Source organism: Pantoea sp. CFSAN033090, assembly GCF_001264395.1.
GTDB lineage: Bacteria > Pseudomonadota > Gammaproteobacteria > Enterobacterales > Enterobacteriaceae > Pantoea > Pantoea agglomerans.
This window is the reverse complement of the sequence record NZ_LGYX01000010.1, coordinates 83,544-96,758: the sequence shown is the minus strand read 5'-3', so window position 1 is coordinate 96,758 and position 13,215 is coordinate 83,544. Positions and strand designations below refer to the sequence as shown.

11 protein-coding genes and 1 tRNA gene are annotated in these 13,215 nt (G+C 55.4%); 1 reads left to right on the top strand and 11 read right to left on the bottom strand.

Annotated features, from left to right (window positions below):
- Positions 1 to 4 precede the first annotated feature (4 nt).
- Positions 5 to 80 (bottom strand) — tRNA-Phe (locus tag AFL22_RS11675).
- Positions 81 to 303: 223 nt separating this feature from the next.
- On the opposite strand from AFL22_RS11675, the gene AFL22_RS11670 reads away from it, so the two are divergent.
- A complete protein-coding gene (locus tag AFL22_RS11670) occupies positions 304 to 1,623 on the top strand; it encodes a PAS domain-containing methyl-accepting chemotaxis protein (RefSeq protein ID WP_052271486.1) in 1,320 nt (439 codons plus the stop codon).
- Between the two features lie 26 nt (positions 1,624 to 1,649).
- Here the strand turns inward: AFL22_RS11670 and mrdA are convergent, their stop codons facing one another.
- The 10 genes from mrdA to prfC form a co-directional block, all read right to left on the bottom strand.
- Positions 1,650 to 3,521 (bottom strand): penicillin-binding protein 2, encoded by a 1,872-nt coding sequence (gene mrdA, locus AFL22_RS11665; protein ID WP_010248949.1) that lies wholly within the window; start codon positions 3,519 to 3,521, stop codon positions 1,650 to 1,652.
- A 219-nt stretch (positions 3,522 to 3,740) separates the two neighbouring features.
- Positions 3,741 to 4,454, bottom strand: coding sequence for a purine-nucleoside phosphorylase (deoD, locus tag AFL22_RS11660; RefSeq protein WP_010248951.1), 714 nt, complete (start codon positions 4,452 to 4,454; stop codon positions 3,741 to 3,743).
- A 26-nt stretch (positions 4,455 to 4,480) separates the two neighbouring features.
- The gene (gene deoB, locus AFL22_RS11655; protein WP_010671093.1) at positions 4,481 to 5,704 is read right to left on the bottom strand and encodes a phosphopentomutase; all 1,224 of its coding nucleotides are present in this window, start codon (positions 5,702 to 5,704) and stop codon (positions 4,481 to 4,483) included.
- A gap of 95 nt (positions 5,705 to 5,799) precedes the next feature.
- Positions 5,800 to 7,128: a thymidine phosphorylase gene (deoA, locus tag AFL22_RS11650; protein WP_052271485.1), complete on the bottom strand. Its 1,329-nt coding sequence runs from the start codon at positions 7,126 to 7,128 to the stop codon at positions 5,800 to 5,802.
- A 62-nt stretch (positions 7,129 to 7,190) separates the two neighbouring features.
- On the bottom strand, positions 7,191 to 7,970 hold the full coding sequence (gene deoC / locus AFL22_RS11645) for a deoxyribose-phosphate aldolase (protein WP_010248957.1): 780 nt from the start codon (positions 7,968 to 7,970) through the stop codon (positions 7,191 to 7,193).
- A 248-nt stretch (positions 7,971 to 8,218) separates the two neighbouring features.
- Positions 8,219 to 9,016 carry a TatD family hydrolase gene (locus tag AFL22_RS11640; protein ID WP_052271484.1) on the bottom strand — a complete coding sequence of 266 codons (798 nt, stop codon included), beginning with the start codon at positions 9,014 to 9,016 and terminating at the stop codon, positions 8,219 to 8,221.
- Entirely contained in the window at positions 9,013 to 10,065 is a 1,053-nt protein-coding gene (locus AFL22_RS11635; RefSeq protein WP_052271483.1) for a patatin family protein, read from the bottom strand. Before AFL22_RS11635 ends, AFL22_RS11640 begins: the two co-directional genes overlap by 4 nt.
- A 220-nt stretch (positions 10,066 to 10,285) precedes the next feature.
- Positions 10,286 to 10,447 carry a DUF1328 domain-containing protein gene (locus tag AFL22_RS23435; protein ID WP_003848537.1) on the bottom strand — a complete coding sequence of 54 codons (162 nt, stop codon included), beginning with the start codon at positions 10,445 to 10,447 and terminating at the stop codon, positions 10,286 to 10,288.
- Positions 10,448 to 10,559: 112 nt separating this feature from the next.
- Complete coding sequence (gene osmY, locus AFL22_RS11630) at positions 10,560 to 11,174, bottom strand: molecular chaperone OsmY (protein WP_033772579.1); 615 nt, start codon at positions 11,172 to 11,174, stop codon at positions 10,560 to 10,562.
- 258 nt (positions 11,175 to 11,432) lie between these two features.
- A complete protein-coding gene (gene prfC, locus AFL22_RS11625) occupies positions 11,433 to 13,019 on the bottom strand; it encodes a peptide chain release factor 3 (RefSeq protein WP_010671098.1) in 1,587 nt (528 codons plus the stop codon).
- Between the last annotated feature and the right edge of the window lie 196 nt (positions 13,020 to 13,215).

The window sequence follows — 13,215 nt, the reverse complement described above, 5'->3', positions numbered from 1 at the left end:
AAGATGGTGCCCGAACCCGGAATCGAACCAGGGACACGGGGATTTTCAATCCCCTGCTCTACCGACTGAGCTATTCGGGCAACGGGGCGCATTAAACCAAAGCGGCCCGGCAGCGTCAAACGCTTTTCACCAAAATCAAATCGACTGACCGCTTTTCCATCAACCCAAAGAGTGGGTCTGACCTGCCGCCATAAACCTCTCTGTTGGCCGGATATATTTTAGTCAGAAGGCAGGCAGAGTCTGCATTGTGACGCGAAATTGCCGATATAGCATGCGAGACCAACACTAATAATAAGGATCGCCATGTTTTCCACCATTACATCAGGTATCGCTTCCCGTCACAGCTGGCAGAAGCGTTCACACTCAGCGGCAACGCTGAGCTCTCTCAACGGCTCCATCGCCATGATTGAATTCTCCCCCGATGGCTCCATTCTCAGCGCGAATGCGCTGTTTCTGGCGCGCATGGGCTACACACTGGCGGAGATCGAAGACCAGCACCACAGCCTGTTTTGTACCGCAGAGCAGCTTGAGTCGCGGGACTACCAGGATTTCTGGCTGCGACTGAACCGGGGCGAAAGCTTCAGCGATAAGTTTCTGCGCGTGGCGAAAAACGGCCGACCGGTATGGCTCGAAGCCAACTATGTGCCGGTGCAGAACCGCCATGGCCGGGTGATTAAAATCGTCAAACTGGCAACCGACATCACCGATCATATCAACGATGCGCAGGAGCAGCGCGCCATCACCACCGCCATAGAACGGTCGATGGCGGTAATCGCTTTTAACCTCAAAGGTGAAGTGCTGAAAGCCAATGACAACTTCCTGAAAACCATGGGTTATCGTCGTGAGGAGGTAGAAGGTGTTCACCACCGCCGCTTCTGCTCGCAGGCGCTGCGCGACAGCCGCGAATATAGCGAGTTCTGGCAGCAGCTGAACCGCGGCGAATTTGTCTCAGGTCAGTTTCCACGGGTCAATAAACGGGGTGAGACTATCTGGCTGCGCGCCACCTATAACCCGGTGTTTGACGAACAGGGCAGGCTCTACAAAATCGTGAAATTCGCCACCGATGTGACCGCGCAGGTGGAAAAGAATCAGCAGGAACATGATGCGGCACAGCGGGCTTATCACACCGCGCTGCAAACGGATGAAAGCACAAAGCTGGGTGCCGATGTTATCGCCAGCAGCGTGCAGACCATGAACGCCATGGCGGGTGAACTGCAGGGGATCTCCGGTGATATTACCGGACTGAGTGAATCCTCAGAGCGTATCGGCGCGATTGTAGAAGGCATCCGCCGGATAGCCGATCAGACTAACCTGCTGGCGTTGAATGCCGCTATTGAAGCGGCACGGGCCGGAACCCATGGCCGCAGCTTTGCGGTAGTGGCTAATGAAGTCCGCACGCTGGCAGCAAACATCAATCGCGCCACCACCGACATCGAAAATCGGATACAGCAAAACCATCAGCTGGCGAGCCGGGCACTGAAAGGGATTGAATCCAACCTGAAGCGCGCCGATCAGGGCGTACAGCTGGCCCAGGAGGCGGGCGGCGTGATTGCGGAAATCCGTGAAGGCGCAACGGATGTAGTACGCGCCATCGGCCAGGTGACCAAAACGCTTAAAGTCTGACGCTCTGCGGGGGCAACCGCCCCCTTTTAAGGTGTTGCCTGAACCGGCGCTTCTGGCACCGGCGGGATAAAGATATGATCCAGAATCGCCCGCATTACGGGTGCCGCAGTAATCCCTTCGTTGCCACCATTCTCCAGGATTAACGCTACCGCCACTTTCGGGTCATTAAACGGCGCAAAGGCGGTATAGAAGATATGGTCACGCAACCGTACCGGTATCATCTTCGCGTTATAGGTCTGGTTCTGGCGCAGGCTGAACACCTGCGACGTCCCGCTTTTCGCAGCGATGCCATAGGGTGCCGTGTGGAAATATTTATAACCGGTGCCGTTGGGTGCGTTAGCCATGCCAAACATCGCGTGGCGTACCAGCGACCAGTAAGGTGAATGAGGATCGCCAATCTGCGCTTCATGCTGCTGCGGATGATAGTTCTCCACCAGCGTGCCGCGCTGGGTTTTCTCCAGCAGATGGGGGGCAATGACCCGACCGTTATTAATCAGCGCCACCATCGCTTTCACCATCTGAATGGGTGTTGCAATCCAGTAACCCTGCCCAATGCCAACCGACACTGTATCACCCTGATACCAGGCCTTTTTATGCACCTTCTGCTTCCACTCACGGCTCGGCAGTAAACCGCTGTACTCCTCATTCAGATCGATACCGGTCGATTTACCATAGCCAAACTGGCTGAGCATGGTGTGAATGCGATCAATGCCCATCATGAACGCCACCTGGTAGAAAAAGGTATCGGCGGACTCTTCGATTGCCCGCGTCACATCCAGCATGCCGTGCCCGGTTTTTTTCCAGTCGCGATAGCGCCGGTCCGTGCCTGGCAGCGTCCAGGTGGGTGCGCCAAAGAATTGCGACTGCGGCGTAATCACATGAGTCAGCAGCGCCGACATCGCCATGTAAGGCTTCACCGTGGAGGCGGGCGGATAGAGTCCCTGCGTGACGCGGTTAATCAGCGGCAGGTCTTTATCCTGTAGCAGCTTTTTATAGGCCTGATAGCTGATGCCTTTCACAAACGGATTGGGATCGTAGCTGGGGCTGGAGACCATCGCCAGCACGGAGCCGTCGTGCGGATCTTCAATCAGCAGCGCCGCACGCTGCCCCGCCAGCAGGCTTTCCACATACTGTTGCAGGTGCAGATCCAGCGTCAGCGTCAGGTTTTTACCCGCGACCGGCGGTACCTCTTTCAGCACCCGCACAATGCGGCCATGATTATCCACTTCCACTTCCTGATAACCCGGCTTACCGTGCAGCAGCGCTTCGTAATAACCCTCAATCCCCTGCTTACCAATGTTATGGTCAGCCGCATAGTTTTCGGCGATGCCTTCCGCATTTAGCCGTTTATAGTCGTTATCGTTGATTTTCGACACATAGCCGATCACATGCGCCAGATCCGCGCCATAGGGATATTCACGATCCTGGTAGGTCTCAATGCTGGCGCCGGTGAAGTGAAACTGATTGACCGCAAAGCGGGCGACCTGCTCTTCAGTCAGCTCCTCTTTCAGCACCACCGGCTTGTAACGGCTGGTCTGCTTCAGCGCATGGCGGAAGGTGTCGATTTCGTCCGGCGTCAGATTAACGATCGGCGTGAGTGCCCGCAGCGTGGCGTCCATGTCGCTGATTTTGTAAGGCGTCAGCGTAATGGCGTACCAGCTGACGTTTCGCACCAGCGGAATGCCGTTGCGGTCATAAATCAGCCCGCGCGTCGGGGCGATGGGGATCATTTTGATGTCGTTCTGGTTAGAGCGCGTCTGGTAATAGCCATGATCACGCACCTGTAAGCGAAAAAGGTTTACGCCAAGAATGGTGAAACAGAGACAGACCAGAGCAAAGGCTATTGCAGCGCGGCGGGCAAACAGCTTCTCTTCAGCTTGGAAGTTACGAAAGTTCATCAGGGGGCATTATCAGGCGATTAATTATTATCTGTTATTGCGCACCATGATAAAGCGCGGTCGCGGGCGTGCCAGCGCGAAGATGCACAAGCCTGACCAAAAGTGTGTCATTTGATGTGAATGTTACCGGGACGGCGAGGCGGGAAAATGCAGATCCCCCGGTTAAGGGGGATCTGCGCAAGGGGATCGGGCAGCAGGCGTCAATGCCTGCCACGCTGATTAATCACCCAGCAGAACAGACTCCAGCGCAATCTTGATCATGTCGTTGAAGGTGGTCTGACGCTCAGCAGCGGTGGTCTGCTCGTGCGTACGGATGTGGTCTGATACGGTGCAGATGGTCAGCGCTTTAGCACCGAACTCTGCGGCCACACCGTAGATACCTGCAGCTTCCATCTCAACGCCGAGGATGCCATATTTTTCCATCACGTCGAACATCTGCGGATCCGGGGTGTAGAAGAGATCGGCAGAGAAGATGTTACCCACGCGCGCTTCAACACCCAGGTTTTTCGCCGCATCAACCGCGTTACGCACCATGTCGAAGTCAGCAATCGCAGCAAAATCGTGATCTTTGAAACGCATACGGTTCACTTTGGAATCGGTGCAGGCACCCATACCAATCACGATGTCACGCAGTTTTACATCGGCACGCACGGCACCACAGGAGCCCACACGGATGATCTTTTTCACGCCGAAGTCGGTGATCAGCTCTTTGGTGTAGATGGAGCAGGAAGGAATACCCATTCCGTGGCCCATTACAGAGACTTTGCGGCCCTTATAGGTGCCGGTGTAGCCCAGCATCCCGCGCACGTTGTTCACTTCTACCGGATTTTCCAGGAAGGTTTCAGCAATGTGCTTTGCACGCAGCGGATCGCCAGGCATCAGCACGACGTCTGCGAAATCGCCCATTTCAGCATTAATATGAGGGGTTGCCATTGTTTAATCCTTATTAAATTGCTGATTTACAGCATGTTCTTGCCATAGTCCATCTCGGACAGGCCAAAATAGTGTGCAATTGTCTGACCAATATCGGCGAAAGTTTCGCGGTAACCGAGTGAACCCGGCTCGACTTTCGGTCCGTAGATAAGAATCGGAATGTGCTCACGCGTGTGTTCAGTGCCTTCCCACGTCGGGTCACAGCCGTGGTCAGCGGTCAGGATCAGAATGTCATCTTCTCCGACTAATTCCATCAGCTCAGGCAGACGACGGTCAAACAGCTCCAGCCCGCCCGCATAACCGGCAACATCACGACGATGTCCCCAGGTTGAGTCGAAATCAACGAAGTTAGTGAAAACAATCGCCTGATCCGGCGCGGTTTTCATCTCCTGAATCGTCGCGTCAAACAGCGCATCCAGACCGGTCGCTTTGACCTTTTTGGTAATGCCCTGCTCAGCATAGATATCGGCGATTTTACCCACGGAGATCACGTGACCGCCCTTCTCATCCACCAGCTTTTTCAGCATGGTGGCGGATGGTGGCTCGACTGCCAGGTCGTGACGATTGCCGGTGCGCTCGAACTGACCCGCTTTGTCGCCCACAAACGGACGGGCGATAACCCGACCGATGTTGTAGCCACCTTCGGTCAGCTCTTCACGGGCGATTTCGCACAGCGCATAGAGACGATCCAGACCAAAAGTCTCTTCGTGACAGGCGATCTGGAACACCGAGTCCGCAGAGGTATAGAAAATCGGCTTGCCGGTTTTCATGTGCTCTTCGCCCAGCTGGTCGAGGATCACCGTACCTGAAGAGTGGCAGTTCCCGAGATAGCCCGGCAGATCTGCGCGCTCAACCAGTTTGTCCAGCAACTCCTGTGGGAAGCTGTTCTCTTTGTCGCTGAAGTAGCCCCAGTCAAACAGCACCGGCACACCGGCGATCTCCCAGTGGCCTGACGGCGTATCTTTACCTGACGAAAGCTCGCTGGCGTAAGCGTACGCGCCGGTGATTTTCGCCTCAGGATCCAGACCTGCCGGGAAGCGGCCGGTCGACAGCTCTGCGGCTTTGCCCAGACCCAGCGCGGTAAGATTAGGCAGATGCAATGGGCCTTTACGTCCCTTGTCTGCTTCACCCCTGAAACAGGCTTCGGCGATGTGACCTAAAGTATCCGAACCTGCGTCGCCGAATTTATCGGCATCTTTACTGGAGCCAATTCCAAAGGAATCGAGAACCATAATAAAAGCACGTTTCATGCAAGTCTCCTGCGCATTGGCGCGTGACAAGTCAAAAAAAAGCGATCAGATCAGTATACCCGAATGCATCGCAGCTGGCACCGGTTACCGGTCAGTTAGCTGATATCGCTCACACGGCGATAGACAACCGGCGTCTCAGCCGGGACGGAATTACCGAGCACCAGCGCGGCTTTGACCGCGGCGGCGGCCTGCTGCCATTTGTCTTCGCTGCTGGCGTGAATGATCGCCAGTGGACGCTGCGCATCGGCACGCTCGCCCAGGGTGATCATGTCGCTTAAGCCGACGCTGTAATCAATACTGTCGCTGGCACGCTGACGTCCGCCACCCATTGCCACCACCGCCAGACCCAGCGCACGGGTATCCATGCTGCTGACGATGCCTGGCTGGTCGGCATACACCGGCTTGCTCAGCATTGGCGCGGGCAGATAAGCGTCGTAGCGTTCCACTAAATCGGCAGGTCCCTGCTGGGCAGCGACCATACGACCAAATATCTCGGCTGCTTTGCCGTTATCCAGCACCGTCATCAGTTTCTGACGCGCTTCGGTGTCGCTGGCGGCCAGTTTGCCGGAGACCAGCATTTCGCTGCAGAGCGCCAGCGTCACTTCCAGCAGGCGCGGATTCCGCTCTTCGCCGGTCAGGAAGCGAACCGCTTCACGCACTTCCAGCGCGTTACCGGCTGAGGAGGCGAGAACCTGGTTCATATCCGTCAGCAGTGCGGTGGTCTGGCAACCTGCGCCATTGGCGACGCCAACAATCGACTGCGCCAGACTTTCTGACGCTTCATAGGTTGGCATAAACGCGCCGGAACCCACTTTGACATCCATCACCAGTGCATCCAGCCCTTCTGCCAGCTTCTTCGCCAGAATCGAGGCGGTAATCAGCGGGATCGAATCGACGGTGGCGGTGATGTCACGCGTGGCGTAGAAACGCTTATCCGCCGGTGCCAGCGAGCTGGTCTGGCCGATAATCGCCACACCGACCTGCTTAATGATCTCGCGGAAGCGGTCATCGCTCGGGAAGATATCGAAGCCCGGGATCGCTTCCAGTTTATCCAGCGTGCCGCCGGTATGGCCAAGGCCACGACCCGAGATCATCGGAACATATCCGCCGCAGGCCGCGACCATCGGCCCTAACATCAGCGACGTCACATCGCCGACGCCGCCGGTCGAATGCTTATCCACCACCGGGCCATTGAGATTAAGTGATTTCCAGTTCAGTACCGTACCGGAATCACGCATCGCCATGGTCAGCGCGACCCGCTCAGGCAGCGTCATGTCGTGGAAATAGATGGTCATCGCCAGCGCGGCAATCTGACCTTCCGAAACGGTGTTATCACGCACGCCATTGATGAAGAAGCGAATTTCCTCTTCAGTCAGCGCATGGCCGTCACGTTTTTTGCGAATTATTTCTTGTGGCAGGAACAAGGTAACCCCCTGGTTCAGGGAAATCAGGATGGAGAACAGGCGGTCAGCGACCGCCTGAAGGATCAGTAACCCGCTTTGCTGGTGTCGCTGTCATGACCCAGGGTGTTGAGCAGGCTCGCCAGCAGGCTTGATGCACCAAAGCGGAAATGACGCGCATCGGCCCAGTCGGCACCCAGCGTCTCTTCCGCCATTTTCAGATAGATCGCGGCATCTTCAGCGGTGCGCACGCCACCAGCGGGCTTAAAGCCAACCTGCTGGCTGACGCCTTTATCGCGGATCACGTTCATCATGATCTGCGCCACTTCAGGCGTGGCGTTAACCGGCACTTTACCGGTAGAGGTTTTAATGAAATCGGCACCGGCATCAATGGCAATCTCAGAGGCCTGACGGATCAGCGCTTCCTGCTTCAGTTCACCGGTTTCGATGATCACTTTCAGCAGCACATCGGCTTCGGCACAGGCGGTTTTACAGGCTTTCACCAGATCGAAACCGACCTGACTGTTACCGGCGATCAGCGCACGATACGGGAACACCACATCCACTTCATCGGCACCGTAGGCGATAGCGGCGCGGGTTTCTGCCAGCGCAATATCAATGTCGTCATTGCCGTGCGGGAAGTTAGTCACCGTGGCGATGCGGATCTCCGGGGTGCCCTGCTCGCGCAGCGTTTTACGGGCAATCGGAATAAAACGCGGATAGATACAGATTGCGGCGGTGTTGCCTGCCGGGGATTTGGCCTGATGACACAGGGCGATCACTTTTGCGTCGGTGTCGTCGTCATTCAGGGTGGTTAAATCCATCAGTTTCAGGGCGCGCAGGGCAAGGTCTTTGATATCGGTCATGAGGCTCTCCAAAGGATCGGGGTGCAACCCACCGGCTCGCCGGCGGAATGTTATAATAATAACACTCTGGTGCGGCCTGATATGTGCCAGGAGTCACATAGGAATAAGAAATTAGTGCAACATTGCCACGTTTACTGTGACTAACATTACAGATAACAGGGCTTGGTGGTTATTATACGCCAGCGGGTGCAATGTTACTATTATCACATTTAAGCGCGAAGGCTGCAGGTCGGGTGAGACGCGGGCGATCAGTTGCGCAGCGCCGGGAAAGCGGGATCGAGCTGAAATAGCTGCTGACTGTTGTGCCACAGCGCATCGGCAATCTCCTCAGGTGACTCTTCACGCAGGCTGCAGAGCACCTCCCACACCTGACGCGCCCGCTCCGGACGATTAGGCTGGCCCTGAAAGCCCTGCAGCGGCATATCGGGTGCATCGGTTTCCAGCAGCAGCGAAGAGAGCGGCAGCTGCGCCACGGTCTGACGGGTTTTGCTGGCGCGTTCATAGGTAATGGTCCCGCCGATGCCAATCGCATAACCCAGCTTAATAAAGGCCTGCGCCTGCTGCAGGCTGCCCGCAAAACCATGCACCACGCCACGGCGCGGCAGATCGTAACGACGCAGAATCTGCGCCAGCTTGTCATGAGTGCGGCGCGAATGCAGGATCACCGGCAGCTGATACGCTTTCGCCAGCTTAAGCTGCGCCTCAAGAAAGCGTTGCTGCTTATCAAACTGCGGATCGTCGCGATAGAGATCCAGCCCGATCTCGCCGATCGCCACCAGCTTACGCGGCCGCTGTTGCAGTAAGGTTTCCAGCTGGTCGAGATGGGCCTCCTGATGATTTTCGATAACGATCGGATGCAGGCCCAGCGCGGCATAGAGCGCCTGTTGCGCCGCGGCTAACGCGCAGACCCGCTCAAAGCGGCTGGCATCGATCGCCGGAACGATAATCTTTTCCACGCCAGCTTCTGCAGCACGTGCCAGGCTGCCAGAGATATCCCCTTCAAACGGCGGAAAATCGAAGTGGCAGTGCGTATCGATAAACTTCATGCCAGCGATCCTTTATCGTAATCAGCATCATTATCCGCCAGCGGCGGTGTGATGATGAGGCGGGTATCGGGTGCATTGGCTACCGGTGCAGGCGGCGTTAGGATACGCGCCGTGGTCATCGGTTCCGCATCGCTCAGCCACTGGCCCAGCGTGGCAAGAAAATAGCGACCACAACGCCGTCCCAGATGATAATCCTGATTCAGTGAAGCGATGCGGCTCCCCAGCGCACTGCTGGCCAGCGCATGCGGCGGAAAGATTTCGATAATGCGCAAATCATCGGGAGGATTCTCAATGAACTGCTGAATTTCCCGATAGCTCTGTTCATGCTTATTCAGCACGTTGATCATCGGCTGCAGTGCGCCGGTGCTGAGCCAGCGTTCCATCCGCTTAAACCATTTCGGGGTATAGAACATCTGCGACGGCACGGTGCGGATCACCACAATGGTATCAGCGCCACGGCGCGCGGCTTCACGCACCGGAATCGCATCGCTGATGCCGCCATCGAGATAGCTGATCCCTTCCAGACTGACCCCCAGCCGGTAAAAACCGGGAATGGCACTGGAGGCTTTGATCAGATCCAGCCAGTTATCGGCGGTCGGGTTGAAGTAGCCAGGCGTGTAGTCGTCACTGCGGCAGGCGCACATATAAAACTCGCGGCCGCTGGAGAACAGCTGTTCCGCGCTGCTCATCGCCAGCGGAAATTCACTGCGGGTGATATCTATCAGCCAGTCGAGATCGATCAGATTGCCACCACGCACAAAGCGCAGCGGATCAAAAAAGAGTTTACTGGTGGTATAGCGGGTAATCACACGTCGGGCATAGCCGGGCTGACCACAGACAAAGGCAGAAAGATTTTGTGCACCGGCAGAGGTGCCGAGAATCAGCTGAAAGGGGTTGAATCGGGCACGCTGGAATTCATCTAATACGCCTGCGGTGAAAATGCCGCGTTGACCGCCGCCTTCACAAACCAGGGCAATTTTCTGAGATTTAAACGGAGTCAGGGCCAGAGGTTCAATGGCGCCGAGCGTGACAGGAATGCGTATACCCACTGTACGAACCTCAAAAAGGGGTTCCGGGTCTGCTGGAGGATCGATCCGTTAAAGACGGCAGCATTCCGGAGAACCAGTCATATGTTCCTTTAACCGGCAGGCCAGCTGGGCTGGCTTACCTTGCAGCGATGTGAAGGTGTCCCTCTCTTCACGTCAGTCGCTACAGATGACTGGTCTCCGCTCTATGCTTTGCGTTGCATTACACTGCAGGACTCATCGGCTAAAGCTTTTTACGGCCGGTAAACAGGCTGATGAGGAACAGGATAATACCAACGACGAAGACAACTTTAGCTGCCCATGCTGCTGTGCCCGCTAAACCGCCAAAACCTAACGCTGCAGCGATCAGTGCGATCACCAGAAAAATAATGCCCCAACGAAACATAAGCCTCTCCTTACCCTATTTAAAAATCGAATATTTTAAAATCGATCTGCTTATTTCATCCCCGGATGGGTATCTTTTATTCGTACGGCCACAGAAGTGGCCGTACGCAAGCTTAAGATTTAACCGTCAGGTCATTCTTAACGCTTTTCACGCCTTCAATGGCTTTAGCAATGCTTTCTGCACGATCTGACTGTGCCTGATTAGCAACCTGCCCTGAAAGCTGAACAACGCCGTCGGTGGTCTCAACTTTTACGTTGCGCGACGGAACAATGTCATCCGCTAATAGCTTAGCTTTAATTTCGCTGGTCGTAGCGGCATCGCCCGCATAACCTTTCATTGATGATGCTTTGCTGTCTCTGACGTGTAGTTTGTCGCTGACGGATTTAACACCTTCGATTTTCTGCACCACAGCCACAGCCTTCTCAGCCTGATCCTGTGAGGTGACGAAACCGCTTAAGGTCACGACGCCGCTATGCGTTTTTACCGAGATATCCGTGCTTTTAATTGCGTCATCATCTACCAGTGCCGCTTTGGCTTTGGCGGTGATGCCGCTGTCATCCATATAACCATCGACTTTTTTCATAGAACTATCGATTTTTGAACCCGCGCTGTCGGCTGTCTGTGACGCTTTCTGCGACATTGATTCGTCAGCCAGTGCGCTGCCGCTGATCAGTGCTGAGCCAATCATGGCGGCCATCAGGGTTTTAGCAATCTTAGTCTTGTTCATCGATATCTTCCTTCTATCAGTTAACTCACCCAAAAACTGTGGGCGCAACAGAGGCACAGGTGCCGCTGCGTTACAGGACGTAAGGACAAGAGAAGTCTCTTCCGCCGTCCGATAGAGTAATCATAGACGGCATTTTGCAATTTGCCTGGCTAACTGGTTGATCACACGTCAAAACAGAAGAAAAACGGGGTTTTTAGGAGGAGTCTGGAAGGAGGAAAACAGGGCCACTCCCAGCTGGAATGGCCCGGAAACAGGCGATTAGTGCTCGCGCGTTTTGCGGAAACGGACGTCGGGGTAACGTTCTTGCGTAATATTAAGATTAACCATGGTTGGCGCAATATAAGTCAAATTATTGCCGCCATCGAGCGCCAGGTTAACTTCGTTTTTACGCTGGAAGTCCTCAAACTTTTTCGCGTCGCTGCATTCAACCCAGCGCGCCGTAGAGACGTTGATCGCTTCGTAGATCGCTTCGACGTTATATTCGCTTTTCAGACGGGCAACCACCACATCGAACTGCAGCACCCCGACCGCGCCCACGATCAGATCGTTGTTATGCACCGGACGGAACACCTGTACCGCACCCTCTTCCGACAGCTGAACCAGCCCTTTCAGCAGCTGTTTCTGCTTCAGCGGATCGCGCAGACGAATACGGCGGAACAGCTCTGGCGCGAAGTTCGGAATACCGGTGAACTTCATGTTTTCACCCTGAGTAAAGGTGTCGCCAATCTGAATGGTGCCGTGGTTATGCAGGCCGATGATATCGCCAGGATACGCTTCTTCAACGTGCGAACGGTCGCCCGCCATAAAGGTCAGGGCGTCGGAGATCACCACATCTTTGCCGGTGCGCACCTGACGCAGCTTCATCCCTTTTTCATATTTACCGGACACCACACGCATAAAGGCCACGCGGTCGCGGTGTTTCGGGTCCATGTTGGCCTGGATCTTAAACACGAAACCGGTGAACTTCTCTTCTTTCGCTTCTACCGTGCGGGTGTCGGTGTCACGCGGCATCGGACGCGGTGCCCATGCCACCAGGCCATCCAGCATATGGTCAACGCCAAAGTTACCCAGTGCGGTGCCGAAGAAGACCGGCGACAGTTTGCCGCTCAGGAAGGCTTCCTGCTCAAACTCGTGCGATGCGCCCTGTACCAGCTCCAGCTCTTCACGCAGCTGTGCCGCCAGATCGTCACCGACTGCGGTGTCGAGGTCCGGGTTGTTCAGCCCCTTCACGATGCGGACATCCTGAATGGTGTGGCCTTTACCGGTCTGGTAGAGATAGGTCTCATCTTTGTAGAGGTGATAAACCCCTTTGAACAGTTTGCCGCAGCCGATAGGCCAGGTGATCGGTGCGCAGGCAATTTTCAGCTCGCTTTCCACCTCATCCAGTACTTCCATCGGGTCGCGGATGTCACGGTCAAGTTTGTTCATAAAGGTCAGGATCGGCGTATCGCGCAGACGGGTAACTTCCATCAGCTTACGGGTACGATCCTCAACGCCTTTAGCGGCATCAATCACCATCAGACAGCAGTCAACCGCGGTCAGCGTACGGTAGGTATCTTCCGAGAAATCTTCGTGGCCCGGGGTATCCAGCAGGTTCACCAGGCTATCGCGATAGGGGAACTGCATCACCGAGGTGGTAATGGAGATACCACGCTGTTTCTCCATCTCCATCCAGTCCGACTTAGCGTGCTGGTTAGAGCCACGGCCTTTTACCGTACCGGCGGTCTGGATAGCCTGTCCGAACAGCAACACTTTTTCGGTAATGGTGGTTTTACCGGCATCCGGGTGCGAAATGATCGCGAAGGTGCGGCGGCGTGCCACCTCTTCTAAAAAGGGATTAGACATGGAATTCTTCTCAATAGGCAGCGCAACTTACTGGCGCTGCTGATAAATCACGGTGGCCGGCAGAACCTTACCGGCGGGTAAACGGTGCCAAAAACGATCTTTACATCGTTGGCGGGTCAGCGCGAAGTTACATTGGCGTGAATTCCGGTTACCTGGTCAGCTTTAAGGCGGCATAGCATACAATATTTTGCGCGTG